This window comes from Enterobacter cloacae complex sp. IR5418 (assembly GCF_049238105.1).
Classification (GTDB): domain Bacteria; phylum Pseudomonadota; class Gammaproteobacteria; order Enterobacterales; family Enterobacteriaceae; genus Enterobacter; species Enterobacter hormaechei.
This window is the reverse complement of sequence record NZ_JBMKHS010000010.1, coordinates 77,690-103,241: the sequence shown is the minus strand read 5'-3', so window position 1 is coordinate 103,241 and position 25,552 is coordinate 77,690. Positions and strand designations below refer to the sequence as shown.

The window sequence follows — 25,552 nt, the reverse complement described above, 5'->3', positions numbered from 1 at the left end:
CTACCGGAAAATGTTTAGAGTTTAAGCAATTTCAGCATGTTATCGCTCTGTTACAGATGTATTCACACGGGTAACAGGCGAGCTTTGACGGTTCTCCCAGAGCACCGTCAGGCCGCGCTGGAGGGCGATAAAAATAAACAGCAGAATGCCGATGGCGATTTTGGTCCACCAGGAGCTGAGCGTGCCGTCGAAGTTGATATAGGTCTGAATCAGCCCCTGGATCGCCACGCCAAACAGCGTGCCGAGCACCGTCCCCACCCCGCCGCTGAGCAACGTACCGCCAATCACCACCGAGGCAATGGCGTCCAGCTCAACGCCCACTCCCGCCAGGGCATAGCCTGCCTGGGTGTAAACCGAGAACACAATCCCCGCGAGCGTGGCCAGCCCGGTCGAAAGCATATAGATGCGGATGGTCGTGCTGCGCGTGGAAATTCCCATCAGGTTCGCGGACGTGGCGCTGCCGCCAATGGCATAAACCTGATTACCAAACCGGGTACGGTGGGCGAGGAAGATCCCAATCACCACCACGCCCAGCATCAGCAGCCCCATTGCGCTCAGGCGTCCCCCGCCGGGGATTTTCCACGCCAGGCTGGAGAGCGTGTCGTAGATCGGATGGTTAATCGGAATCGACTCCTCCGACACCAGATAGCTCACGCCGCGCAGGAAAAACATTCCCGCGAGGGTAATGATAAACGCCGGTATTTTCAGCGCGTCGATCAAAAGCCCCATAAAGGCGCCGAACGCACAGCCCATCGCCAGCACCAGCGGGAACGCCAGCAGCGGCGAAATACCCCAGTAGCCAATCGCTTTGGCAAGGAACACGCCGGTAAAGGCGATCACCGAGCCAACGGAGAGATCGATCCCGCCGGAGAGGATCACAAACGTCATACCGACGGCGATAATCCCGAGAAACGCGTTGTCGGTCAGAATATTGCAAATCACTCGCGTGGAGGCGAAGCCCGGGAACTGGGTCAGACAGTAGAGGTAACCCAGCACGAACACGCCCAGCGTGATCATTAACGGCAAATTACGTTTTATCATGACCGCGGAACCCCTTAATGAGAGTGATAAAGCGCGGCGACTGCACGATAAGTACGATAAGCACCACGACCGCTTTGACGACCTGATTAAGCTCCGGCTGGAACCCGGAGAGCAAAATACCGGTATTCATACCCTGAATAATCAACGCCCCCACCACCGAGAGCAGCAGATTAAAACGTCCGCCCATCAGCGACCCACCGCCGATAACCACCGCGAGGATCGCATCCAGCTCCAGCCAGAGTCCGGCATTGTTGGCATCCGCCCCGCGAATATCGGCGGCCACGATCACCCCGGCAATTGCGGCACAGACGCCGCTCAGCACGTAAGTCAGCATCACCATCAGCCGCGTATTCACCCCGGCGTTTTTCGCGGCCCGAATGTTAATCCCCACCGCTTCGATGAACATCCCGAGCGCCGTTTTGCGGGTGAAAAGCCAGAACATCACCAGCGTCACCAGCGCGACGATCACCGGCGTCGGGAAGAACAGAAAATTACCGCTGCCGATCCACGCCAGGCTCGGGGAGGTAAAGGTGACGATTTGACCGGAGGTAATAAGCTGCGCCACACCGCGCCCGGCCACCATCAAAATCAACGTCGCAACAAACGGCTGGATCTTGAGCACCGCGACCAGAATGCCGTTCCACAGTCCGGCTAATACGCCGGATCCCAGCGCGGCGAGCAGGACCACCGGCAGGCTGTGTCCGGCAACGGTCATTGAGGCGGCGGTGGCCCCCGCAATCGCCATGACCGCACCGACGGAGAGGTCGATCCCGCCGGTGGCAATCACCAGCGTCATACCAATCGCCAGCAGCGCCACGGGCGCGGCACGGTTTAAGATGTCGATCGGGCTGCCAAACAGGCGGCCATCCTGAACGATGATCTGGAAGAAATGCGGAGCCACCAGGCTATCCACCAGCAGCACCAGCAGCAGCGCCACGATTTGCGGCGTGCCGGTCGGCCAGCTGAAGCGGCGCTTCGCTTCGCCAGTTTGCGAAAGAGAACGGGACATCACATTTGACTCCTTACGCCGCGATGGCATTCATGATCGCCGGAACCGACAGTTTATCCAGCGGGATCTCTGCCACCTGTTTGCGATCGCGCATGATGATGACGCGATCGGCATAGCCAACCAGCTCCTCCAGCTCAGACGAGATCACCAGCAGCGCCAGCCCGTCCGCACAGAGCGTTTCGATAAGCCGGATGATTTCGGCGTGCGCGCCCACGTCGATGCCGCGCGTCGGCTCGTCGAGGATCAGGAACTGCGGTTTGGTGAGCAGCCATCGAGAGAGCAACACCTTCTGCTGGTTACCGCCCGAGAGGAACTCAATGGGCTGTTCCGCGCTCGGGGTACGGATACCGAGCTGGCGGATGAAGCGCTCGGCAATCGCGTTCTGCTCTTTACGCGGGATCGGACGCAGCCAGCCGCGCTGGGCCTGTAGCGCCAGGATGATGTTTTCCCGCACCGAGGCGGCGGCAATAATACCGTCCGTTTTCCTGTCCTCCGGGCAGAAGCCCACGCCGAGGCACGACGCCTGATGCGGTGAACGTAGCGTTTGTGGTTTGCCTTTGATCAGCGCCGTTCCGCTGTCGGCAGGTTTGATCCCGAAGATCACTTCGGCGGTTTCGGTGCGCCCCGAGCCTAACAGCCCCGCCAGACCCACAATTTCACCGGGGCGTACCTCCAGGTTAAACGGCGCGATGATCCCTTTTTTGCCGTAATCGTGAAACGCAGCGATCGGTTTTTCGCTCAGCAGCGTGCGGCCCGCGCGCTGGAGCGCGTTGGTCTCCAGCTCGCGGCCCAGCATCATTTTCACCAGCTCGATCTGCGGCAGCTCGCGGGTTTCCCGGCAGCCGACAAAGCTGCCATTGCGCAGCACCGTAATGCGATCGCTCACCTCGTAAACCTGATCGAGGAAATGCGTCACGAAAATCAGGCTGACGCCCTGATTACGCAGCTGGCGCATCAGGGTAAAAAGCATTTCCACTTCCTGGGTATCGAGGCTGGCGGTGGGTTCATCGAGGATCAACACTTTCGCAGAGAGATCGATAGCCCGGCAGATGGCAACAATCTGCTGCATCGCCACGGAAAAGCGGTTCAGCGGTTCGCGCACGTCAAGAGAGAAGCCATACGATTCCATCAGCTTTGTGGCGCGCGCTTCCATCTCTTTGCGGCGCAACAGGCCAAAGCGTCGTGGCTCGCGGCCAATAAACAGGTTATCCGCTACCGACATGTTTGGCAGCAGGTTCACTTCCTGGTAGACCGTCCCGATCCCCAGTTGCTGGGCATGCGCGGTGTTCTTAGGCGAAATGGCGTGACCTTCCAGCCAGATAGCGCCGCGATCGGCGTGATAGACCCCGGTCAGGGTTTTAATCAGCGTCGACTTCCCCGCCCCGTTTTCGCCGAGCAACGCCATGATCTCCCCCCGCCGCAGGCTGAAATCAACGTTATCCAGCGCCTTAACGCCAGGGAAAAATTTACTCAGGCCCTCTGTGCGGAGGATTTCCTGGTGTTGTTCGGTAGTCATGGTTTCCCCCTGCATCAAGCCGGATGACGCTACGCTTACCCGGCCTACAAAAGAGCGTATCGTAGGCCGGGTAAGCGCAGCGCCACCCGGCAATTTCACTTGATCAGTAACCCATATTTTTCTTCTTCTCTAACTCTTCTTTCGCCGTGTCCGGCAGGTAGAGCGTGGATTTGGTAACGGTCACTTTCTCAGGCATCGTGCCGTCTTTCTTGAATTTCTCCAGCGCATCGAATGCCGGACCAGCCATGTTCGGCGTCAGCTCCACGCTGGCGTTCGCTTCACCGTCAATCATCGCTTTGTAGATGTCCGGTACGCCGTCGATCGAGCCGGTGAGGATATCTTTGCCCGGCTTCAGGCCCGCTTCTTTGATGGCCTGGATGGCGCCGATTACCATGTCGTCGTTGTGGGCGTAAACCATGCAGATGTTTTTGCCGTTATTTTCAGCCTTGATGAAGCTTTCCATGACCTCTTTACCCTTGCTGCGGGTGAAGTCGCCGGACTGAGAACGAATGATCTTAATGTTTGGTGCTTTGGCGATGGCCTCCGCGAAACCTTTCTTACGGTCGATAGCCACGCTTGCGCCGACGGTGCCCTGCAACTCCACGACGTTACACGGCTTGCCATCCACCTGTTTCACCAGCCAGTCACCAATCAGTTTGCCTTCCAGGACGTTATCGGCGGTGACGGTGGTCATATAGAGAGATTTGTCTTTAACATCGATGGAACGGTCGAGCAGGAAGACAGGAATTTCAGCATCTTTGGCTTCCTTCAGCACCGGCTCCCAGCCCGTGGCGACAACCGGGGCAATAAAGATGGCATCCACGCCCTGAGCGATAAACGAGCGCACCGCTTTAATCTGGTTCTCTTGCTTTTGCTGACCATCGGCGATTTTCAGCGTAATACCGCGCTTTTCAGCCTCACTTTTCGCCACATTCGTTTCAGCGGCGCGCCAGCCGGATTCAGATCCGACCTGCGAAAATCCAACGGTTAAGGGGGCGGCCATCGCCATAGACGACATGGCTGCCGAAACTGCTGTAACAAGAAGTAAGCGCTTCCACATATGAACGTCCTCGTAGGGTAGGTTATTGTTGGTTAAAAGATGTTCCGCGGATGAACTATAGCCGATGGAATATGTTACGGATTGCGTTACATCACACTTCAGAAAAGTGAATAAAACGTTAATCACAAGTTTGTAATCGCTTTCATTTCAACATTTAAAATGCGGCTAGGTTTATGGATTATCCTGTCATGGAAACGGTCTGAAAAGTGAAGGTGCGAGGGAGAGAAGACGAAAACAGGCGGAGACTTTCAGCGCCAGTTGGCTATAATACCTGCCACTTGTTTACCATCCATTTTAAAGGACACCGACATGAGCTTACTCAACGTCCCTGCGGGTAAAGAACTGCCAGAAGACATCTACGTTGTGATCGAAATCCCGGCCAACGCAGATCCAATCAAATACGAAATCGACAAAGACACCGGTGCGCTGTTCGTTGACCGTTTCATGTCTACTGCCATGTTCTATCCGTGCAACTACGGCTACATCAACCACACTCTGTCTCTGGACGGTGACCCGGTTGACGTACTGGTCCCAACGCCATACCCATTGCAGCCAGGCTCCGTTATTCGCTGCCGTCCTGTTGGCGTGCTGAAAATGACTGACGAAGCGGGTGAAGATGCGAAACTGGTTGCCGTACCGCACACCAAGCTGAGCAAAGAATACGATCACATTAAAGATGTGAACGACCTGCCAGAGCTGCTGAAAGCGCAGATCGCCCACTTCTTCGAGCACTACAAAGACCTCGAAAAAGGCAAATGGGTTAAAGTTGAAGGCTGGGATAACGCAGAAGCTGCGAAAGCAGAAATCATCGCGTCTTTCGAGCGTGCTGCTAAGAAGTAATTCTTACTGCTGATACCAGGCACAATAAACAACGCCACCTTACGGTGGCGTTGTCGTTTTTCAGAACTGGTCTCTGTCTAACCAGTTACCGCTTTCAATCAGCGTTAACCCGTCAACCGAACGTTGGTACACGTACATCCATGCACTACCGTAAGGCGTCTGGATCAACTGGCGAGCGTATTCACCGCCCCTGGTGCGCAGGGCATCAAGTTCGGCCAGCGTAGCATTATCAATACGATAAACCTCACCCTGTACCGTTCCGTTCCCCGGAACCGCGCCTGGATAGTGGCCCAGACTGTACAACTGGTAGTTTTCGATTGTGTAATTTCCCAGCAACTGGGCGTTGGTCATCCAGTGGCTGTTGCCTTGCTTGGTTCGTAAACTGCCGTAAACAAATATTCGCATTGCTAAAACTCAAACTGATAGAGCAGATCAAGTGCCTGGTCTACGCCGGACACTGCTTCCAGATATAGCTTAGGCATCAGGCGGTAACGTAACGTGAGTGTAGCCAGTGAGTCAAAGATCCCCACGCCATATTTTACCTGTAGACCCGGCAGTACATAGCCGCTGACCACTACCTGCGAAGAGTCACCCACGCCCTGAGTGTCCAGCGCCAGATTGCTTACGCCAAACGTCTCGCCGATTTTACCCACAACCTGACCACTTTGTGCAACCCCCAGACCGACTAACATCGATGTCATTGCCGCACCATCGCCCTGTTGACTATCCAGACCCTGCCCGCGCAGCAGGTAAGAGAGCGCTTCCTGTTGCGACATGGCCGGGTCAGAGAAGATCTCTGCCTTAGGTTCGTCGGCGGAGCCCGTCACGCGCACGCCTGCAATCACATCATCTTCGGTGGCTTCTGGGTTGCGGATCGCTTCGATATTGAGCACCGGCTGATCCGGTGGACCGGAGAACAGCAGTTCGCCTTTACGCACAATCAAATCCTGACCGTAGGCATGGAAGCGCCCTTCAGGAATATTGATTTGTCCATTCAGACCAAGCCCCTGTTGATCCTGCGCCACTTTCAGGTCACCCGTCAGTCTCGCCTTCAGCCCAAACGCGTCCAAACGCACGTTATTCCCCACGTGCACGATAAGATTACTATTGATCGGTATGCCAGCGCTCTTCTGTTCAACAGGTTTCAGATTTTCATTGAGCATAACTTCGTCACTGGAGACGCCCACCGCGCTTTCCGGCACCTCGTGAACCACGATGCGCGCCCACGGTACGTCGACGCGACCGTCCAGGGTGAAGAGACTCGGCGTTGCTTCAAAGACCACGTCCGGCGACACGTCCAGCCGCACCATCGGCGGTACCGTGATACGCACCCGGCTGCCCTTGGCCGCAATGCGGGCGCGCCAGTTGTCGAGCTGGCTCCAGTCCGCATCACCGCTCAGGTTGATTTGTCCCTGCTGCGTCAATACTGAGCCACTGAGGGTTGAGCTTTGACCGTTAAAGTTCATCGCCAGCTGGCTGGGCTGCATATCGAACGGCATAAAGTTGCCGTCGATGTCCACGCCGTTTAACCGCATCTGGCCAAACAGCTGCGGGCTTTGCGCATCCCCCGCCAGACGCAGGTTGGCGCTGAGCATCCCCGCCGCCTTTTCTCCCCGCGAGAAGATCGGATTCACCATCGCCAGGTTGAAGTTGCGGATATTGACGTTACCGCCGAGATTGCGTCGGCCTTGCGGATCGGTAATTTGCACCTGTCCGTCAAACTGACCGTTGTTGGTCAGGCGGATCAGCCACCCGAGTTCTGCGCGATTGTTACGCAGGTCAGCGTTCAGATTCAGGGTATCGAACGCCACCGGCAGCGGCGCGTCATTGACCTCCTGCGTCACCTTCACGTTACGCCCGGAGAGGGTAACGCTGCCCTGCGGCAGACCCTCTTTGGTGGTGTCCCACGCAACGTCCGCTTTACCGCTAAAGACGCCGCTGGCCTGGGTGGTTTCCGGCATAAACGGTTTCAGCATCGCCAGGTCGAAACGGTTGAGGTTGATCTGCGCACGTCCTTCCGCACCCGCATCAATGGTCTGCGGCACGCACAGCTCAGCATTCGGGTTAGTCCAGCAGTGTGGCCCAATGCTGATCTTTTGCTCTGCGTTGCGGTAGTCCAGCGCGACAGACCGCGACAGCACCAGCGGCCCGACCGGCGTGCTAAAGCGAGTGTTATCCAGAACGCCTTTCCAGCGCGTCGCCTGGCGGTCAAAACTGCCCGTCAGGTGAAGCTGACCGGAGACCGGCTCACCCTGTACCCGTAGCTGGAGATCGTGCTGCTTTTCGTTCCCTTTTGCCGCCAGCGTGACCAGACTGATGTTCACGTCCGGCTGAGAGATACGCTCCACTCGCAGATCCAGGTTTCCGCCGATCTGATCGGTGGATTTCACGTCTCCCTCGACACGCACGCGGGCAATGGAAAGTTCCTGCCAGCGCAGATTATTGGCGGTGATGTCCGCCAGCAACTGCGGCGCCTCCACCGTACCGCGAACCTTCACTAACCCTTTCGCCGTACCGCCCAGACCCGGCAGGGCGTTATCGAGATTCGGCGCGTCGATGGTGGCATCCAGATTGAGGTCTTTCACGCCCAGCTCGCCTTTGATATCCGCCGTGTTGCGACCCAGCGCCACGTGCAGGCCCGGGATCACCCACTGGAGATAGCTGTTGCCCTTAAGCGAGCCTTCTACGTTGACTTTGTTCTGCTTCACGTTGCCGGTGAGCTTGAGTTCCGGCACGTCCATCTGCCAGGTGCCCCCGTACAGGCTACCGCGGGTTTTGATCAGGCCATCCAGTTTTGACGGCCACTCCGGCACCTCTTTAGCGGTGTTGATCCCGGTCAGCTTCAGCTCGCCGCGCCAGCTGATCGCCTGCTGCCAGTCGAGCAGCGCGGTCAGCTCGGTTTTCCCTTCCAGCGCCGCCACGGTCAGCTTGTCGAGGTTAACCTGCAACTCGTTACCCTTCGCATCCAGGGTAATATCGGCAGGCGGTACATCCTGCCCCTTCACTGCCGTGCGGAACGACAGCGTGTAGTCGGTCATTTTGCCACTCAGCTTCAGCTTCAGATCGTCAGCCTGGAACTGCTTTTCGCCGGTGAACGGCCAGTAAAGCTGCTTGCTGACAACCTCAAGGTTGAGCGGTAGACCAGCCTCTGCCAGCTGGGTTTGCCCGCGCAGTACCATATCCACCGGGCCGGAAAGGTTCACGCCGAACTCAAGTTTCTCGCGTAGCGCGCCGCCGACTTTCACCTTGACCTTTTCGCCCTTCAGCGGATCGATGTTCAGGGCGCTGTTCAGCGTAATATCCACCGGCCAGTTGTCGCGCAGCAGCGCATTGCCGGAGGCATTCACCGACCCCTGATTGGTGTCGATATCCAGCGCGTCGAGCTTCATGTTGCCGTCGATACTGCTGACTTTAAGCAGCATGTTGAAGACCGTCAGATCGGTATCGCCGGTCAGACGCAGCTGTTCACCCTTAAACTCTTCAATATTGAGGTTCAGCGGCAGATGCACGTCGGTCATCTCCGGCAGAACCGGTTTCGAGAAGAGATCTTTCAGCGTTTCGCCCAGCGGTTTTTCTTCCGGCTGCGGGTTCTGGATCTTCGGCTCGACGATCTCCTCCTGCGCCACGTCGGCCACCTTCGGCAGCGCAATCAGCAGCCCTTGCAGGGAGGTAGGGGTCAGGGTGAGGTTTTTCTCCTGCCAGCGCAGGCCGGAGGTGAAATCCATCACGGATACCGTCGTGTCGTCGATTTTGATATTGACGTTATCCAGCGCTACCCGGTAGAGCGCAATCGGGTACGGCGTCGAAAGATTCAGCGGACCGCTATCCTCTTCTTCGACAGGCTCAGACTTCGGCATTTTTTTGGAATCTATCGCCACGTTAACGTCTTTTAACGACAGATCGTTTACGCACAGCTTGCTGTCCCGCAGGCAGCCGAGCTTCACCGCCAGATGAAACTCACCCGCGTTTACCGCCACGCCGGGCTGTTCATAACGGATATTTTTCAGGCGCAGATCGCGCCAGCCGCCCGTCACCTGGCCGATTTCCAGCCCCGGCACCCAGCGGTTCGCGGCGTTAAACAGCAGATGCAGGCCCGTGGTGGTGCCCACCAGAAACGCCACCGTACCGAGCAGCAGTACGATAAAAATCAGTACTCCGAGGCTTATCTTCTTCCATAAACTCATAATTCAGGCCCCAGACCGATGTAAAACTGTAAACCGTGTTCGTCTTTGTCGCCCACCGGAACGGCGAAATCGAGCTTGATTGGCCCGACCGGTGACTGCCAGCGCACGCCCACACCCGCGCCGGTTTTGAAATCGCTGCGGCGGATATCGTTCACAGCCTCACCCCCGTCAACGAACATGGCGCCCCACCATTTGCCGCTGACGTTGTACTGGTACTCCAGCGAGCCGGTCGCCAGTTTGGAGGCCCCGGTCAACTGGCCTTTGTCGTTTTCAGGTGAGATCGATTTGTACTTATACCCGCGAATGCTGCGGTCGCCCCCGGCGAAGAAGCGCAGATCCGGCGGGACGCGTTCGAAGTCACCGGTTTCGATCCAGCCGAGGTTGCCGCGAACCACAAAGCGGTGTTTGTCATAGAGGGTGCGGATCCAGACGTTTTGCGCCTGCACCACAGAGAAATCCACGTCTGAGCCCCAGGCGGAGTTGGAATAATCGATGGAGTAGCGCTGGGAATCGCCCCAGGTCGGCATCAGGCCACCGCGCGAGCGGGTACGGCTGATCATCACGCCCGGATAAAGCAGCATGGTGGTGTTGGTGACGTTTGCCTGGGTAAAGTGATCGAGACTCCAGCGCAGGTTGATCGCGCGCTGCCAGCCGCTGGAGAGATCCCAGTAACGTGACACGGCAAGCGTGGTGGAGTCTGACTCGGTATCGTTCAGGTCGGTGCGCTTGAAGCCGCCCTGAACCAGGTAATACTGCTCAAGCGGATTTTTCAGCAGCGGCATTTTATAGCTGAAGTCGAGCTGCTGTTCCGGAGCCGAGATGCTGGCGCTGGTGGTCAGGCTGTGGCCGTAGGAGTTCATCCATGGTTTTTTCCACGAGGCTTTCACGCGCGGGCCAACGTCCGTCGAGTAGCCCACACCGGTCTCAATCGTATTCTCGGTGCGCGGAGAGACCACGCCATGCAGCGGCAATACTTTGGTTTTACGGGATTTTTCAAATTCAGGGGCAACAATCACCGAGTTAAACCAGCCGGTGGCCGATAAACGACGGTTGAGTTCGCCCAGGTCGCTGGACTGGTAGTAGTCGCCTTTCTTAAACGGCACCAGGTTTTGCAGATACTCGTCACGGATTTGCGATCCTTCGAAGGTTACATCGCCAAACCGGTAGCGCTCGCCGCTGTCGTAATCGATATCCCAGAATGCCTGACGTCGCTCAAGCGCAACGCCCAGCTGGCTTTTGTTGAACTGGCTGTCGAAGTAGCCTTTGCGCAGCGAAACGCTGGTTAATGATTTTTTAAAGCGATCGTAATCCCCGTGATTGAGCACGGTGCCTACTTTCGGGCGAGTGCTGAGCAGATCCAGGTAATCACGATCCGTGCGCGCACCGCCGCGCAGTACCACGTTCGTACCACCAATCAGGACGGGTTCGCCCGGCGAGACGCGGGCAATCAACACCTGACGTCCTTTCGCCGGGGGCGGGCGTAAATCGAAATCAATGGTGGGTTCGTAGTACCCCAACGCCTTTAAGCCTTCGCGGATGGCGTCATCCACGCGCGCGCGAAAACGCCGATCCGGCGTGACCTCATCGCTCTGGATGGTGGAAAGCTGCGCTCGCACGTTTTTTTCCAGCGCCCCGGATAACCCCTCAACCTGCAAACGGACATTCGCCGCGCTGGCAATCCCGCTGGTCAGCATTAAACTGACTAAACATAACTGGCGGATCTTTGTCACGTTTTCTCCTGAATATCCCTGTTTCCACCCTGGAAGCAAATGCAGTGCCGCTCCGCGGCAAAATACGGCCTGAAAGCCAAAAACCCAAATTACGGGTTGAAAAAGGGTGCAACACCCAAATATTTCTTATGATTAAATCTAGACTCATTCATCGCATTTATTGTGTTCAATTAAACGCTTCGTGACAACCTTAACCGAAACAACGCTACCCGGGAGGCCCCACCGTGAGTTTATTCGATAAAAAGCATCTGGTATCACAAGCCGATGCATTACCGGGACGCAACACCCCTATGCCAGTGGCAACCTTACACGCCGTAAACAACCATTCCATGACAAACGTTCCTGATGGCATGGAGATCGCCCTGTTTGCCATGGGCTGCTTCTGGGGCGTAGAACGCCTGTTCTGGCAACTGCCGGGCGTGTACAGCACCGCTGCGGGCTACACCGGAGGATATACGCCTAACCCAACCTACCGCGAAGTCTGTTCCGGCGAGACCGGTCACGCCGAAGCGGTGCGTGTGGTGTATGACCCGAGCGTCATCAGCTATGAACAGCTGCTCCAGGTATTCTGGGAAAACCATGACCCGGCGCAGGGCATGCGTCAGGGTAACGATCACGGCACCCAATACCGCTCGGCCATCTATCCGCTCACCCCGGAGCAGGAGGCCGCGGCCCACGCCAGCCTGACGCGTTTCCAGGAAGCGATGCAGGCCGCCGGTGATAAACGTCAGGTCACGACGGAGATCGCGACCGCGAAACCGTTCTACTATGCTGAAGACGACCACCAGCAGTACCTGCATAAAAATCCGTACGGTTACTGCGGGATTGGCGGCATCGGCGTTTGCCTGCCTCCTCAGCAGGCCTGATTACTCCAGCAGCGCCACGCGAGCCGCGTGGCGCGTGGCATTACTCACCGAACCGTAATCAATGACCTTCCCCTGCAACAGCAGGTTAAAAACCGGCGCCTGAGGCCGGTTGAGCCGTGTTTGCAGCAAATGCACCGCTTCTATGCCCAACTCCCGGCACGGCACCGTGATCCCCGTGATGGGCTTTTCAAGCCGGTTTGCTAAATTCCACGCAAAATCAGTGGTGATGATGGAGATATCCTCCGGCACGCGCAGCCCATGCCGCTGTAACGCCTTCAGCACACCCTCGGTCATGCTGGTGCTGTTGGGAAAAATGACCTCTGGCCATTGCGCTCTGTCGTGACGTAACAGCCACTCATCCAGTTCGCGCTCAGCCTCTTCAGCGGTAAACCACTCCGTGACCAGTAAATCCCGCTGTGGCTCAAACGCCACGTGAAAATGCCGGTACGCCTCTTTAATGCCGTCCAGCCGGGCATAGAGCGTGTCCCGGCGCAGGCAGGTAATGGTCAGCACCCGGCGATGGCCCTGTTCGAAGAGATACTGCATTGTGGTAAAGCCAATCGCGCGGTGATCGGGTGAAACCGAATCCAGCACCCGGTCCCGGTCCACGGAATTAATTAATACACAGGGTTTATTCAGGGTGCTGGCCAGCTTAAATATGGTTGAATCATCCGTACCAATGATAATTATTGCGTTTATATTTTTATGGCTGGCCTTTTCCATAAATAATTTTACATCCGCATTCTGTTCCTCCAGTCCGCAATAACTGATCCAGACATTATGGCGCGCGCTGGCTTCAGCGATGCCTTTGGTCACTTCCAGATAAAAAATATCCCCACGTCCCTGAAACGTTCTCTCAGGCGCAAATACAGCGATTCCGTTAATTAACAGCCGCCCGCTTGCCATCGATTCCAGCACGCCAAGCTCGCGTGCGGTGCGGACAATGGCCTCCCGGGCCTTGTCGCTGGTATAAGACTTGCCGCTCAACACCCTGGACACCGTGCTCACGGAATAGCCCGTCAGGGACGCGATCTCCTCCATTTTTAACTTGCCCGGCATAGTGTGACCTCGCTCTCAATCAGTTTTTGCAAATATTTGCAGAAACAGCGCATTGATTTTAAAACCAAATTTCAAAATGGTTGGAGTTTACTTATTGACCTTGCGAGTATTCTCACAAAAACACATTGTCGCTACGGCTCGCCTTTCCTATTTTTCGCTCATCACGCTTTCTGACTGAAATTAAGGTGAGACATGGAGAAGGTACGTTTTGGCATTATTGGTATAGGTAATATCGGTACGGTCCACGCGCGCTATTTACTGGCCGGGACCGTCAGCGATGCCTGCCTTACGGCAGTGTGCGATAACGCGACGGAAAAGCATCCGGCGATTCGTCAGCTGGTGGGCGGCATTCCGCTGTTCAGCGATGCGCAGGAGATGCTCCAGAGCGGGCTTATCGATGCGGTGATTGTCGCCACGCCGCATTACGACCACCCTCGCCTGTCGATGCTGGCAATGCGCAACGGCATCCATACCCTGTGTGAGAAGCCAGCTGGCGTCTATACCGCGCAGGTGCAGGAGATGAACGCCTGCGCCCGGGAATGCGACGTGGTGTTCGGCATCATGTATAACCAACGGCCCAATCCGCTGTATCAGAAAGTGAAAGATCTGATCGACAGCGGCGAGCTGGGCGAGATCCGCCGCTCAAGCTGGATCATCACCAACTGGTATCGCTCGCAGAGTTACTACAATTCCGGCGGCTGGCGCGCGACCTGGAAAGGGGAAGGCGGCGGCGTGCTGCTCAATCAGGATCCGCATCAGCTCGATCTCTGGCAGTGGCTGGTGGGCATGCCGGTTCGGCTGCGCGCGTTTTGCCAGTTCGGGAAGCATCGCGACATTGAAGTGGAAGACGAGGTCACCGCCTATGCGGAGTACGCCAACGGCGCAACCGGTGTGTTTATCACCACCGTCGCCGAAACGCCGGGCACCAACCGTCTGGAGATCGTGGGCGATCGCGGCAAAGTCGTCGTTGAAGAAGGGAAGCTGCGCTACTGGCGGCTGCGCGAATCGGAAACCGAGTTTAACGCCCGCTGGCAGAATGGCTTCGGTGAGCCGGAATGCTGGGAGGTGTCTGTCCCTGTTGCCCCGGAATACAGCGAGCACCACGTCATCACCGCCAACTTCTGCGCCGCCGTGCTGCGCGGCGAGCCGCTGATTGCGCCGGGTCTGGAAGGCATTCGCGGTTTAACCCTCTCTAACGCCATGCACCTCTCCACCTGGACTGACGACTGGGTTGAGCTACCGCTGAACGAAAAGCAGTACCTGCGCCTGCTTCAGCAGCGCATCAGCACCTCTGTAGATAAAGGGGCCACCAGCATCACGCTGGATGCCGCGGGCACCTGGTAACACCGGAGAAGATCGATGTTAAATGTCGCTATTGTGGGAACGGGAAATATCTCCCATAACCATATTCAGGGTTATTTGCAGTTTGGACAGCGCTGCCGGATCGTTGCGCTGGTTGATATCTACCCGGAGAAAGCGGAAGAGAAAAAAGCGCGTTATGGCCTGACGGACGCCCGCGTGTACGCCAGCCACCAGCAGATGCTGGCGGACGCGCTTTCCATCGATATCGTTGACGTCTGCACCCCACCCTATGTTCATGCGGAGATCAGCATTGACGCGCTTCATGCTGGCTGTCATGTGCTGTGCGAAAAACCGATGGCCGCCTCGCTGGAGGAGTGTGATGCGATGATCGCCGCCCAGCAGGCCAGCGGAAAAACGCTCTCCATTATTGCCCAGAACCGTTTTACCGATGCCTTCTGGCGCTTAAAAGCGGCGCTGGATTCCGGCCTCGCCGGAAAAATTTGTCATGCGCAGGTGGATTCCTTCTGGTGGCGCGGACACTGCTACTACGACCTGTGGTGGCGCGGCACGTGGGAAAAGGAAGGGGGCGGCTGCACGCTGAACCACGCGGTGCACCATATCGACGCCATTCAGTGGATGCTCGGCTTTCCGTCTGAGGTGGTGGCGATGATGACCAACGTGGCGCATGACAATGCCGAAGTGGAAGATCTGAGCGCGGCAATCTTCAGATACCCCAGCGGCGCGCTTACGCAGCTTACCGCCTCGGTGGTGCACCACGGGGAAGATCAGAAAATCATTATCCAGGGTGATAAAGCCCGAATCTCCGCCCCGTGGCAGGCTTATGCCAGCGTGAGTGCTGACAACGGCTTCCCGCAGGAGACCCACGATCTTGAGCGAGAAGCTCAGCTTAATGCCGTTTTCCAGGCGACACCCAGGCTCGAATGGACCCTGCACACCGGGCAGATTAACGACCTGCTCCAGAGCATAGAGCGCGGCGCGGCCCCGCTGGTGGACGGCGTGCAGGGCAAGCGCTCGCTGGAGCTGATTACCGCGATGTATAAATCCGCCATTACCCGTAGCGTCGTCTCCCTGCCCATTGGCCGCGACGATCCGTTTTACCGTACCGGCGGGACGAACGCCCTCGCCCCCCGTTTTTATGAAAAATCCGCAAGCGTCGCCAACTTCAGCGAAGTCGGCGCTATCCCTCTGGGTAAAGATCTGGATCGAGGACTGTAACCATGAACAAAAATGACGGAATGAACTACGCGCCGGTGGGCAAACCGCAGCCGGTGGTGCAGGCGGGTGAATTTGTATTTGCCGCCGCCGCGCTCGACCACGGCCATATCTATGGAATGTGTAATGGCCTGATTGAAGCAGGCGCCACGCTGAAGTGGGTTTACGATCCCGACCCGGCGAAAGTGGAGACGTTTGTTCAGCAGTACCCGCAGGTGAAGGTGGCTGATTCTCTGGACGTTATTCTCGCCGATGACGAGGTGCGCCTGGTGGCGGGGGCGGCTATCCCCTCCAGACGCTGCGCCCTGGGGCTGAAGGCGATGGCGGCAGGCAAAGACTACTTCACGGACAAAGCGCCACTCACCACCCTTGAACAGCTAGCCGACGCCAAAGCGATGGTAGAGAAAACCGGGAAAAAGTACGCGGTCTACTACAGCGAGCGTCTGCACGTGGAAAGTGCGGTCTTTGCCGGGCAACTGGTGCAGCAGGGTGCCATTGGTCGCGTGGTGCAGACCCTGGGTATGGGGCCGCACCGGGAAGGGACGGGACGTCCGGAGTGGTTTTACGATCGTCGCGACTTCGGCGGCATCCTGTGCGATATCGGCAGCCACCAGATCGAGCAGTTCCTGTTTTATACCAGCAACCGCGACGCCACCGTGGTCGCCAGCCAGGTGCGCAACGTTAACCACCCGCAGTATCCCGCATTCGAAGATTTTGGCGACGCGATGCTCAAAGGAGAAAACGGCGCCAGCGGCTATTTCCGCTGCGACTGGTTCACTCCTGACGGGCTTTCCACCTGGGGCGATGGTCGTCTGACGCTACTTGGTACGGACGGGTATATCGAGATCCGTAAATACGTCGATCTCACCCGGGGGGAGCAGGATGTCGTCTACCTCGTCAATAACGAGGGCGAGTTCCGCTATCCGGTGGCCGGGCAGGTTGGGTTCCCCTACTTTGGCGAACTGATCCTCGACTGCCTGCACCGCACCGAAAATGCTATGACGCAGGCGCATGCTTTCAAAGCGGCCGAACTGTGCGTGAAGGCACAAATGCTCGCAAACGCAGCGGACTAAGGGGGCGTCATGAACATCCTGAACACGGCGATTATCGGCGCCGGGGCTATTCACGGTTGCCATGTGAACGCCCTGAGGCAAATCCCGAATGTGGCGCTGCGCGCGCTGGTCGATATCGATAGCGTCAACGGACTTAAGCTGGCGATGAACTATCAGTGCCGCTTTTATCAGGATTACCGGGAAATGCTGCTGGATGACAGCATCGACGTGGTGCATATCTGCACGCCCCACTTCGAGCATAAAAACATGATTCTGGCGGCGCTGGCCGCCGGGAAGCATGTGTTTTGCGAGAAACCGGTGAGTATGAACAGCAGCGAGCTTGCCGATATCACCACTGCCGCGGCGCAGGCGTCCGGCAGGCTCGGCGTTTGCTACCAGAACCGGTACAACCCCAGCAGCCTGCGCATTCATAAAGAGCTGGCGCAGGGCAGTCTGGGCAAGATGCTGAGTATCAAAGCGGTCCTGACCTGGTCCCGCGCGGGGGCGTACTACACGGAAAGCCCGTGGCGGGGACAGCTGGCTACGGAAGGCGGAAGTTTGCTGATCAACCAGGCGATCCATACCCTCGATCTGATGCAGTGGTTCGCGGGTGGCGTCACGCGGCTGAAGGGGGTGGTCGACAGCGGTGAACTGGCCGACGTGACGGAAGGGGAAGACAGCGCGATGGCGACGCTGCACTTCACCAACGGCGCCCGCGGCCTGTTTTATGCCAGCAACTGCAACACCATGGATTCCCCCCTCTGGCTGGAGATCCACTGCGAGCGCGGCTCGCTGCTGCTCAACGACAACACGCTCTGGCGCATAACGCCAGGCGAACGGTTTCGCCTTGAAAGCGATGCCTCTCCCGATGGCACGGCAAAAAGTTACTGGGGATTAGGACACCAGCAGGCGATCCGCCGTTTTTATCACGCTATTCATCACCCGGAGAGTACGGATTTTACCGATATTCGTACCGCTGGAAAATCACTCAAGCTTGTGGAGGCTTTTTATCGGTCATCTCAGTTAAGACAATGGATAGATATTAATAATTAGAACATCACGTGTAGTCCAGCAGTGCAATAAAAATACAACCTCTACATCTACCCTACACTGGATATTATTATGGTTAAACCAACTGAACGCAGAGTGGGTTATGGCGTGGCGCTTGGCTACGGCATAACCGACCTCTTTGGCGGAGGCGCTTTCGCCATTATCGGCACCTGGCTGTTATTTTTTTACACCACCTATTGCGGATTATCCGTCGTGGAAGCCGGCTCTATATTTGCCATTGCCCGCGTTATTGACGCGGTATTAAGCCCGATAATGGGCTATGTCACCGATAATTTTGGTGATACCTGGCTTGGGCGTAAATTTGGCCGTCGTCGCTTCTTCTTATTACTTAGCTCTCCCTTAATGTTCCTGTATGCCCTGCTGTGGCTGACGGATATGGGTTACTGGTATTACCTGGGCACCTATCTCTCCATCGAACTGCTTTCAGCGATGGTGCTGGTGCCGTGGGAAACCCTCGCCGCTGAGATGACCAACCGGTATGAAGAACGCAGCCGCCTGTCCGGGGTGCGAATGATCTGCTCGCAGCTGGGCGGTTTTCTGGCGGTGTCGGTGCCGGGCGTGATTATGCAATTTACCGGCAAAGATAATTCATTTACCTACACGCTGACCGGGCTGATATTTTCCTGCGTCTTTTGCATAGCGGTGTTTATTACCTGGTACACCACCTGGGAAGCGAAAGATGTGCATCAGGAGTATGACTTCAAAGTTGATAATCAGCGTGGCAGCGGGCTGGGTAATCACCTGAAATATCTGGTGCTGGATCTCTTCTCCTCGTTCCGCATTCGCGCGTTCCGCCTGCATATCATTATTTATATCTTTTCGTTCACCGCGATGGACGTATTTGGTTCAGTATTTACCTATTACGTTGTTTATTGCCTGAGTCAGGATGCGGCGGCGGTCTCTGGCTGGTTGAGTATTGCGGCGTTTGCCTCCGTGCCGGGTACGTACGGATTTATGCTGCTACTCAACAGGCTGAACATGACCCCTTCCGCCGCGTTGCGCTTTTCCTATAGCTGTATTTTCCTGGTGCTGGCCTTCCTGTTTACGGTTTATCTCACCAAAACCGAGGTGCCGACGCTGCTCTTTTCCGCCGTCTTTATTCTGTTGGGTGCGGCCCGCTCTGGCCTTTATTACATTCCGTGGAATATTTATAGCTTTATTCCGGATATTGACGAGATCGTCACGCAGCAGCGCCGTGAAGGTATTTTTGCTGGCGTAATGGTGCTGACCCGCAAAAGCACCGTTGCCATTGCGATCATGATTATCGGCCTGGTGTTGCAGGAGTCCGGTTTTGTGAAAGGCAGTGGTGCACAGCCGGAAAGCGCGCTGGGAGCGATAATTGGCCTGATGATTTTCGCCACCGCCGCGCTGCTGGCCGTGAGCTTCTTCGCAACCTACAGATTTAAGCTGACCCGAGAAACGCACAAGGTTCTGCTTAAGGAGATCGCGCGTCGGAAGCTCGGTGGCGATTATCGCGACTGCGATGCCGACACCCGCGTGGTCATCAAACAGCTAACAGGCTATGAGTACGATCAGGTCTGGGGCGGCGATGCCACACGCCTGGCCGTGGGCGCAAACTTATCCACCGTGAAATAGCCCTTCTCGCCGGATCCGCCCTGTGCTGGTCCGGCTTTTTTTGTTGAAAACGTGACCTCTGGCAGATTTACACGCCTTTACGCTATACTACCGCTGAAATCATCGGCTCAACGCTACGAGCCGACGTTCAATGTGTCTTCACACGAATGGTATCAACTCCCCTTCTGAGGATCTGGCGAGAAGCCGGATAAACTATGTTAAACAGTATTTTAGTAATACTTTGTCTCATTGCCGTCAGTGCATTTTTCTCGATATCGGAGATCTCGCTGGCTGCCTCCCGTAAAATCAAACTGAAGCTGCTTGCCGACGAGGGCAACATCAACGCATCACGTATCCTGAAAATGCAGGAAAACCCCGGCATGTTCTTTACCGTGGTGCAGATTGGCCTGAACGCGGTCGCCATTCTTGGCGGTATCGTGGGCGATGCAGCGTTTTCTCCGGCGTTTTATAGCCTCTTTGTTAAGTACATGTCCGTGGAGCTGGCCGAGCAGTTGAGCTTTATTCTCTCCTTCTCCCTGGTGACCGGCTTGTTCATTTTATTCGCGGACCTGACCCCGAAACGCATCGGTATGATTGCGCCAGAAGCTGTGGCTTTGCGTATCATCAACCCGATGCGCTTCTGTCTGTACGTCTTCCGTCCGCTGGTGTGGTTCTTTAACGGCCTGGCGAACGTGATTTTCCGCATCTTCAAGCTGCCCATGGTGCGTAAAGACGACATCACCTCCGACGATATTTATGCGGTGGTGGAAGCCGGGGCGCTGGCAGGGGTGCTGCGCAAGCAGGAGCACGAGCTGATTGAGAACGTTTTCGAACTGGAATCCCGTACCGTGCCGTCTTCCATGACCGGCCGTGAAAACATCATCTGGTTCGATCTGCATGAAGACGAGCAGAGCCTGAAGACCAAAGTGGCGCAGCATCCGCACTCCAAGTTCCTGGTTTGTAACGAAGATATCGACCATATCATCGGCTATGTGGACTCCAAAGACCTGCTGAACCGCGTACTGGCAAACCAGAGCCTGGCGCTGAACAGCGGCGTGCAGATCCGCAACACCCTGATTGTGCCGGACACCCTGACGCTCTCCGAAGCGCTGGAAAGTTTCAAAACCGCCGGGGAAGACTTCGCGGTGATCATGAACGAATATGCGCTGGTGGTGGGCATTATCACCCTTAACGACGTTATGACGACGCTGATGGGCGACCTGGTCGGCCAGGGGCTGGAAGAGCAAATTGTGCAGCGTGATGAGAACTCATGGCTGATCGATGGCGGTACGCCGATTGAAGACGTCATGCGCGTACTCGACATCGACGAGTTCCCGCAGTCCGGCAACTACGAGACCATCGGCGGCTTTATGATGTTTATGCTGCGTAAAATCCCGAAACGTACCGACTCGGTGAAGTTCTCCGGCTTCAAGTTTGAAGTGGTGGATATTGATAACTACCGCATCGACCAGCTGCTGGTCACGCGTATTGATAGCAAACCGACCGTGCTGGTGCCGAAACTGCCGGATGCGGAAGAGAAGGTGTCGGCGTAATCTTTTATATGTCCCACAAACATCAACGGCTCCCATCGGGAGCCGTCTTTTTAACTACTACTGCATAGCACGTTGGTTAAGCCATCTCAGTTTGCAGACGCATAACCTGACGGTTGACTTCGGACATCACAGACAAGTGCTGTTTGTCCTTCACTTTCGGGATAAGGATTTTGCCCTTATCGAACTCAAAAGCGCCAACATCCTTGATGTACAACCGTCCACGGAACAGGATCTTCACGTACTTCGCCACCTGAAGCGGGTTGTAGCGTTGGAAAATTTTCATTCTTGTATCTCCTGCGAATCATACGCTCTTGCGGTGCCACAATCGGCCCGACTGTCCTGAGCGCAAATTTTGATGCCCAATGACTATAGACCAGAACCTCGTACTTACCCAGTGTGCATAAGTTTATTTACCGTATGATTACAATTATTCAGAATAATCTTTGCAAAGCGTGATACAGCGCAGTATATGCCGTCGTTTTTGCATGGATATGTGCGTTCGCCCGCAAACTGGCATCGGGATTGCGGGAAAAGCCTATTGATCGCACTTATGATTAAAAGCGTATGACCAAGTGGTCGGATCACCTGCTAACAATAAGGAAACACCATGACCCTACGTAACCTCCTGGTAGCAGCTTGCCTGTTGCTGCCGATGATGGCTTCCGCACACAACATTGAAAAAGGACAGCGTGTCCCGCCGGTCGGGATTGCTGACCGGGGAGAATTGATTCTCGACAATGATAAGTTTAGCTACAAAGCCTGGAATAGCGCGCAGCTTGCGGGCAAAGTGAGAGTTGTACAACATATTGCCGGACGTACATCCGCGAAAGAGAAAAACGCCACCCTCGTGGAAGCGATCAAAGCCGCAAAATTCCCGCACGATCGCTACCAGACCACCACCATCGTGAACACCGACGACGCGATTCCCGGCTCCGGGATGTTTGTGCGCTCAAGCCTTGAGAGCAATAAGAAGCTCTATCCGTGGTCGCAGTTTATTGTCGACAGCGACGGCGTGACGCGTAAGGCATGGCAGCTGGAAGAAGAGAGTTCTGCGATTGTCGTGCTGGACAAAAACGGTCGCGTGCAGTGGGTTAAAGATGGCGCGCTGACGCAGGATGAGGTGCAGCAGGTAGTTGCCCTGCTGCATAAGCTGCTGAATCAGTAAAGTGACACCCGGAAACCCGGATTCAGGAAAGACTCGCGCGGGGTATAGTCCAGTGGCTTACCCTGCCAGTCATGCACATGCGCGCCTGCCGCTGCGGCGACAGCGTGACCTGCGGCGGTATCCCAGACGTTAGTCGGCCCGAAACGGGGGTACAGCTGCGCCTGCCCTTCCGCCACCAGGCAGAACTTCAGCGACGACCCAATCGACGTCGTCTGGTGTTCGCCCAGCTGTTGCAGGTACTCCTCCAGCTCGCTGTCGCTGTGCGAGCGGCTGATCACCACCAGCGGAGGACGGGCATCGCGCACCTGGATCTGCTTACGCACGCCGCACTCTTCCTTCCAGGCTTTACCTTCCGCCGCGCTGTACATCACCTTCATCACCGGGGCGTAAACCACGCCCAGCACCGCTTTTCCTTTTTCAATCAGGGCGATGTTGACGGTGAATTCACCGTTACGCTTGATAAACTCTTTCGTGCCGTCCAGCGGGTCGACCAGCCAGTAACGCTGCCAGTGCTGACGCTCGTCCCAGCTCTGGGGCGCTTCTTCAGAAAGGACCGGAATATCCGGCGTCAGGGCCTGCAAACCTTTCAGGATCACCGTATGCGCCGCGATATCCGCCGCCGTCACCGGGGAGTCGTCCGCTTTGCTGACAACGTCCATCGGTGTGGCGCCATCGTACACTTGCATAATGGCATCACCCGCATCCCGTGCGAGCTGACAAATTTTATCTAACATTCTCCACCTCTTCGTTAACGCAGTGGGCATAACTTATTGTTTTAGTTATATCGTAATGTGAACAATTCCGCTATCTGTGAAGCAATTCTGGTTTCAGCGCCTTTTTTTCTGGCAGCATTCACACTTCTGTAAGCAACAAATACTACATACATACTCTTTGGTGGCTTGGATCGAAAAAAGGACTCCTCAGATGATTAAGTTTAGCGCAACGCTCCTGGCAACGCTGATTGCGGCAAGCGTTCAGGCGGCGACGGTGGATCTCCGTATTCTGGAAACCACCGATCTGCACAGCAACATAATGGACTTCGATTACTACAAAGATACTCCTACGGAAAAATTCGGACTGGTACGCACGGCAAGTTTGATCAACGCCGCCCGCGGTGAAGTGAAAAACAGCGTGCTGGTCGATAACGGGGACTTAATTCAGGGCAGCCCGCTTGGCGACTACATGGCGGCGAAGGGGCTGAAAAAAGGCGAGATCCACCCTGTCTATAAAGCGATGAACACCCTTGATTATGCGGTTGGCAACCTGGGCAATCACGAGTTTAACTACGGCCTGAAATACCTGCACGACGCGCTGGCAGGGGCAAAATTCCCGTACGTTAACGCCAACATCATCGACGTTAAGACGCAAAAGCCGCTCTTTACCCCTTACCTGATTAAAGAGACCGAAGTTGTCGACCAGGACGGTAAAAAACAGACACTGAAAATCGGTTACATCGGCTTTGTGCCACCGCAGATCATGACGTGGGATAAAGCCAACCTCGACGGCAAAGTCACCGTCAACGACATTACCGAAACCGCGCGCAAATACGTGCCGGAGATGCGGGCGAAAGGCGCGGATGTGGTGGTCGTCGTGGCGCACTCTGGCCTCTCGGCCGACCCGTATCAGGTGATGGCGGAGAACTCCGTGTACTATCTCAGCCAGGTGCCGGGCGTGGATGCGATCCTGTTTGGTCACGCTCATGCCGTCTTCCCGGGCAAAGATTTCGCCAGTATCAAAGGCGCGGACATCGAAAAAGGAACGCTCAACGGTGTGCCATCGGTGATGCCGGGCATGTGGGGCGACCACCTTGGCGTGGTGGATCTGGTGCTGAATAACGACAGCGGAAGCTGGAAAGTCACGCAGTCGAAAGCGGAAGCGCGTCCGATTTACGACGCAGCGGCTAAAAAATCGCTGGCCGCAGAAGATAAAAAGCTGGTCGACGTCCTGAAGCATGACCACGACGCGACGCGTGAATTTGTCAGCAAGCCGATCGGTAAATCCGCTGATAACATGTACAGCTTCCTCGCGCTGGTACAGGATGACCCGACCGTGCAGGTGGTCAACATGGCGCAGAAAGCCTATGCCGAACACTTTGTGCAGGGCGATCCGGATCTGGCAAAACTGCCGGTCCTGTCTGCCGCGGCACCATTCAAAGTGGGCGGACGTAAGAACGACCCGGCAAGCTATGTTGAAGTCGAAAAGGGCCAGCTGACCTTCCGTAATGCCGCCGATCTCTATCTCTATCCCAACACCCTCGTGGTGGTGAAAGCCACCGGGAAAGAGGTGAAGGAGTGGCTGGAGTGCTCCGCCGGGCAGTTTAACCAGATCGATCCGCACAGCAGTAAACCGCAGTCCCTGATTAACTGGGACGGTTTCCGCACCTACAACTTCGACGTGATCGACGGCGTGGAATATCAGATTGATGTGACGCAGCCTGCAAAATATGACGGCGAATGTCAGGCCATTAATCCGCAGGCGGAGCGCATCAAAAACCTGACCTTCAACGGCAAGGCAATTGACCCGAATGCCACCTTCCTGGTCGTGACCAACAACTACCGCGCCTACGGCGGTAAGTTCGCCGGTACGGGTGACAGCCACATCGCCTTTGCCTCGCCGGACGAGAACCGCTCGGTGCTGGCGGCGTGGATCAGCGCAGAGTCGAAAAAGGCTGGCGAAATTCATCCGGCGGTGGATAACAACTGGCGTCTTGCGCCGATCCACAGCGACACGACGCTGGATCTTCGTTTCGAAACCTCACCTTCCGATAAAGCAGCCGCGTTTATCAAAGATAAGGCGCAGTATCCGATGAAGAAGGTTGCGACGGATGATATCGGGTTCGCGATTTATCAGGTCGATTTGAGCAAGTAGCGGTGATTGTGCCGGGTGGCCTTCGCTTACCCGGCTTTTACGCCGCGCGCTCATCCCGAATCGCCATCACCTTCGGCGTATTCACCTCAATCCAGTCGGCCAGCGCGGCCACCTTTTCGCTCACCTCCAGCCCCATCGGCGTCAGGCTATACTCCACATGCGGCGGCACGACCGGATACGAGACGCGATCGACAAAGCCGTCCTGCTCGAGGGCCTGAAGCGACTGAGACAGCATCTTTTCGCTCACCCCGCCCATTTTATGACGCAACGCGCTAAAACGGTGCGTTCCTTCACGCAGAGCCAGCAGGATCAGCACGCCCCAGCGGCTGGTAACGTGTTTCAGCACCTCCCGTGACGGGCACTGTTCCGCAAAGAGGTTGCCATCGCGCATTTGCTCGCTGAGCGTCGGTATCGTTGTTTTCATACTT

General features: G+C 56.2%; 21 protein-coding genes. 10 read left to right on the top strand and 11 right to left on the bottom strand.

Annotated elements, in window-relative coordinates; genetic code table 11:
- Positions 1-39: 39 nt before the first annotated feature.
- The 4 genes from yjfF to ytfQ all read right to left on the bottom strand — a co-directional run bounded on the left by yjfF (position 40) and on the right by ytfQ (position 4,626).
- Positions 40-1,041 (bottom strand): galactofuranose ABC transporter, permease protein YjfF, encoded by a 1,002-nt coding sequence (gene yjfF, locus ACOTX7_RS10570; RefSeq protein ID WP_205924711.1) that lies wholly within the window; start codon positions 1,039-1,041, stop codon positions 40-42.
- Positions 1,028-2,053: a galactofuranose ABC transporter, ATP-binding protein YtfT gene (gene ytfT, locus ACOTX7_RS10565; RefSeq protein ID WP_221256826.1), complete on the bottom strand. Its 1,026-nt coding sequence runs from the start codon at positions 2,051-2,053 to the stop codon at positions 1,028-1,030. The genes yjfF and ytfT overlap by 14 nt, the downstream gene beginning before the upstream one ends.
- Positions 2,054-2,063: 10 nt before the next feature.
- On the bottom strand, positions 2,064-3,566 hold the full coding sequence (gene ytfR, locus ACOTX7_RS10560) for a galactofuranose ABC transporter, ATP-binding protein YtfR (RefSeq protein WP_006810345.1): 1,503 nt from the start codon (positions 3,564-3,566) through the stop codon (positions 2,064-2,066).
- Between the two features lie 103 nt (positions 3,567-3,669).
- Positions 3,670-4,626: a galactofuranose ABC transporter substrate-binding protein YtfQ gene (gene ytfQ, locus ACOTX7_RS10555; RefSeq protein ID WP_039272999.1), complete on the bottom strand. Its 957-nt coding sequence runs from the start codon at positions 4,624-4,626 to the stop codon at positions 3,670-3,672.
- A gap of 309 nt (positions 4,627-4,935) precedes the next feature.
- On the opposite strand from ytfQ, the gene ppa reads away from it, so the two are divergent.
- On the top strand, positions 4,936-5,466 hold the full coding sequence (gene ppa, locus ACOTX7_RS10550) for an inorganic diphosphatase (RefSeq protein ID WP_006810347.1): 531 nt from the start codon (positions 4,936-4,938) through the stop codon (positions 5,464-5,466).
- Between the two features lie 60 nt (positions 5,467-5,526).
- On the opposite strand, the gene ACOTX7_RS10545 is transcribed toward ppa, so the two are convergent.
- From ACOTX7_RS10545 to tamA, 3 genes are read right to left on the bottom strand one after another with little or no spacing between them, the layout of a single operon-like run.
- Complete coding sequence (locus ACOTX7_RS10545; protein WP_045307822.1) at positions 5,527-5,871, bottom strand: gamma-glutamylcyclotransferase family protein; 345 nt, start codon at positions 5,869-5,871, stop codon at positions 5,527-5,529.
- A gap of 2 nt (positions 5,872-5,873) precedes the next feature.
- Complete coding sequence (gene tamB / locus ACOTX7_RS10540) at positions 5,874-9,650, bottom strand: autotransporter assembly complex protein TamB (RefSeq protein WP_221256824.1); 3,777 nt, start codon at positions 9,648-9,650, stop codon at positions 5,874-5,876.
- The gene (gene tamA / locus ACOTX7_RS10535; protein WP_006810350.1) at positions 9,647-11,380 is read right to left on the bottom strand and encodes an autotransporter assembly complex protein TamA; all 1,734 of its coding nucleotides are present in this window, start codon (positions 11,378-11,380) and stop codon (positions 9,647-9,649) included. Before tamA ends, tamB begins: the two co-directional genes overlap by 4 nt.
- A 224-nt stretch (positions 11,381-11,604) precedes the next feature.
- On the opposite strand from tamA, the gene msrA reads away from it, so the two are divergent.
- The gene (gene msrA / locus ACOTX7_RS10530) at positions 11,605-12,246 is read left to right on the top strand and encodes a peptide-methionine (S)-S-oxide reductase MsrA (RefSeq protein WP_006810351.1); all 642 of its coding nucleotides are present in this window, start codon (positions 11,605-11,607) and stop codon (positions 12,244-12,246) included.
- Here msrA and ACOTX7_RS10525 read toward each other — a convergent pair whose 3' ends face one another.
- The gene (locus ACOTX7_RS10525) at positions 12,247-13,305 is read right to left on the bottom strand and encodes a LacI family DNA-binding transcriptional regulator (RefSeq protein WP_001117848.1); all 1,059 of its coding nucleotides are present in this window, start codon (positions 13,303-13,305) and stop codon (positions 12,247-12,249) included.
- A gap of 192 nt (positions 13,306-13,497) precedes the next feature.
- Here ACOTX7_RS10525 and ACOTX7_RS10520 point away from each other — a divergent pair, with 192 nt between their 5' ends.
- From ACOTX7_RS10520 to ACOTX7_RS10495, 6 genes are all read left to right on the top strand, one after another.
- The gene (locus tag ACOTX7_RS10520; RefSeq protein ID WP_047354573.1) at positions 13,498-14,649 is read left to right on the top strand and encodes a Gfo/Idh/MocA family protein; all 1,152 of its coding nucleotides are present in this window, start codon (positions 13,498-13,500) and stop codon (positions 14,647-14,649) included.
- A 15-nt stretch (positions 14,650-14,664) separates the two neighbouring features.
- The gene (locus tag ACOTX7_RS10515) at positions 14,665-15,843 is read left to right on the top strand and encodes a Gfo/Idh/MocA family protein (RefSeq protein WP_221256823.1); all 1,179 of its coding nucleotides are present in this window, start codon (positions 14,665-14,667) and stop codon (positions 15,841-15,843) included.
- Between the two features lie 2 nt (positions 15,844-15,845).
- Positions 15,846-16,913: a Gfo/Idh/MocA family protein gene (locus ACOTX7_RS10510; protein WP_221256822.1), complete on the top strand. Its 1,068-nt coding sequence runs from the start codon at positions 15,846-15,848 to the stop codon at positions 16,911-16,913.
- A gap of 9 nt (positions 16,914-16,922) precedes the next feature.
- Positions 16,923-17,945, top strand: a complete 1,023-nt coding sequence (locus ACOTX7_RS10505) for a Gfo/Idh/MocA family protein (protein ID WP_221256821.1) — start codon at positions 16,923-16,925, stop codon at positions 17,943-17,945.
- 69 nt (positions 17,946-18,014) lie between these two features.
- Entirely contained in the window at positions 18,015-19,559 is a 1,545-nt protein-coding gene (locus tag ACOTX7_RS10500) for an MFS transporter (RefSeq protein ID WP_221256820.1), read from the top strand.
- A 194-nt stretch (positions 19,560-19,753) separates the two neighbouring features.
- Positions 19,754-21,091 (top strand): hemolysin family protein, encoded by a 1,338-nt coding sequence (locus tag ACOTX7_RS10495; RefSeq protein WP_006810357.1) that lies wholly within the window; start codon positions 19,754-19,756, stop codon positions 21,089-21,091.
- Positions 21,092-21,167: 76 nt separating this feature from the next.
- Here the strand turns inward: ACOTX7_RS10495 and ACOTX7_RS10490 are convergent, their stop codons facing one another.
- Positions 21,168-21,374 carry a DUF1107 domain-containing protein gene (locus ACOTX7_RS10490; RefSeq protein ID WP_003856054.1) on the bottom strand — a complete coding sequence of 69 codons (207 nt, stop codon included), beginning with the start codon at positions 21,372-21,374 and terminating at the stop codon, positions 21,168-21,170.
- A gap of 324 nt (positions 21,375-21,698) precedes the next feature.
- Here ACOTX7_RS10490 and ACOTX7_RS10485 point away from each other — a divergent pair, with 324 nt between their 5' ends.
- Entirely contained in the window at positions 21,699-22,256 is a 558-nt protein-coding gene (locus ACOTX7_RS10485) for a YtfJ family protein (protein WP_221256819.1), read from the top strand.
- On the opposite strand, the gene cysQ is transcribed toward ACOTX7_RS10485, so the two are convergent.
- Positions 22,250-22,990 carry a 3'(2'),5'-bisphosphate nucleotidase CysQ gene (gene cysQ / locus ACOTX7_RS10480; protein WP_032673688.1) on the bottom strand — a complete coding sequence of 247 codons (741 nt, stop codon included), beginning with the start codon at positions 22,988-22,990 and terminating at the stop codon, positions 22,250-22,252. The two genes, ACOTX7_RS10485 and cysQ, sit on opposite strands and share 7 nt — an antisense overlap.
- Positions 22,991-23,180: 190 nt before the next feature.
- Between cysQ and ACOTX7_RS10475 the strand changes: the two genes are divergently transcribed.
- Positions 23,181-25,124 carry a bifunctional 2',3'-cyclic-nucleotide 2'-phosphodiesterase/3'-nucleotidase gene (locus ACOTX7_RS10475; RefSeq protein WP_221256818.1) on the top strand — a complete coding sequence of 648 codons (1,944 nt, stop codon included), beginning with the start codon at positions 23,181-23,183 and terminating at the stop codon, positions 25,122-25,124.
- A gap of 37 nt (positions 25,125-25,161) precedes the next feature.
- On the opposite strand, the gene ACOTX7_RS10470 is transcribed toward ACOTX7_RS10475, so the two are convergent.
- Positions 25,162-25,548 carry a winged helix-turn-helix transcriptional regulator gene (locus ACOTX7_RS10470; protein ID WP_205922750.1) on the bottom strand — a complete coding sequence of 129 codons (387 nt, stop codon included), beginning with the start codon at positions 25,546-25,548 and terminating at the stop codon, positions 25,162-25,164.
- Between the last annotated feature and the right edge of the window lie 4 nt (positions 25,549-25,552).

Excerpts from the sequence above, each read along its gene's own strand:
- ACOTX7_RS10500 (WP_221256820.1), top strand. The coding sequence starts at position 18,015 with ATGGTTAAACCAACTGAACGCAGAGTGGGTTATGGCGTGGCGCTTGGC.
- cysQ (WP_032673688.1), bottom strand. The coding sequence starts at position 22,990 with ATGTTAGATAAAATTTGTCAGCTCGCACGGGATGCGGGTGATGCCATT.
- ACOTX7_RS10490 (WP_003856054.1), bottom strand. The coding sequence starts at position 21,374 with ATGAAAATTTTCCAACGCTACAACCCGCTTCAGGTGGCGAAGTACGTG.
- ACOTX7_RS10485 (WP_221256819.1), top strand. The coding sequence starts at position 21,699 with ATGACCCTACGTAACCTCCTGGTAGCAGCTTGCCTGTTGCTGCCGATG.
- ACOTX7_RS10520 (WP_047354573.1), top strand. The coding sequence starts at position 13,498 with ATGGAGAAGGTACGTTTTGGCATTATTGGTATAGGTAATATCGGTACG.
- ACOTX7_RS10510 (WP_221256822.1), top strand. The coding sequence starts at position 15,846 with ATGAACAAAAATGACGGAATGAACTACGCGCCGGTGGGCAAACCGCAG.
- ytfQ (WP_039272999.1), bottom strand. The coding sequence starts at position 4,626 with ATGTGGAAGCGCTTACTTCTTGTTACAGCAGTTTCGGCAGCCATGTCG.
- ACOTX7_RS10475 (WP_221256818.1), top strand. The coding sequence starts at position 23,181 with ATGATTAAGTTTAGCGCAACGCTCCTGGCAACGCTGATTGCGGCAAGC.
- ACOTX7_RS10470 (WP_205922750.1), bottom strand. The coding sequence starts at position 25,548 with ATGAAAACAACGATACCGACGCTCAGCGAGCAAATGCGCGATGGCAAC.
- ACOTX7_RS10525 (WP_001117848.1), bottom strand. The coding sequence starts at position 13,305 with ATGCCGGGCAAGTTAAAAATGGAGGAGATCGCGTCCCTGACGGGCTAT.
- yjfF (WP_205924711.1), bottom strand. The coding sequence starts at position 1,041 with ATGATAAAACGTAATTTGCCGTTAATGATCACGCTGGGCGTGTTCGTG.
- ACOTX7_RS10495 (WP_006810357.1), top strand. The coding sequence starts at position 19,754 with ATGTTAAACAGTATTTTAGTAATACTTTGTCTCATTGCCGTCAGTGCA.
- ACOTX7_RS10545 (WP_045307822.1), bottom strand. The coding sequence starts at position 5,871 with ATGCGAATATTTGTTTACGGCAGTTTACGAACCAAGCAAGGCAACAGC.
- tamB (WP_221256824.1), bottom strand. The coding sequence starts at position 9,650 with ATGAGTTTATGGAAGAAGATAAGCCTCGGAGTACTGATTTTTATCGTA.
- ACOTX7_RS10515 (WP_221256823.1), top strand. The coding sequence starts at position 14,665 with ATGTTAAATGTCGCTATTGTGGGAACGGGAAATATCTCCCATAACCAT.
- ppa (WP_006810347.1), top strand. The coding sequence starts at position 4,936 with ATGAGCTTACTCAACGTCCCTGCGGGTAAAGAACTGCCAGAAGACATC.
- ACOTX7_RS10505 (WP_221256821.1), top strand. The coding sequence starts at position 16,923 with ATGAACATCCTGAACACGGCGATTATCGGCGCCGGGGCTATTCACGGT.
- ytfR (WP_006810345.1), bottom strand. The coding sequence starts at position 3,566 with ATGACTACCGAACAACACCAGGAAATCCTCCGCACAGAGGGCCTGAGT.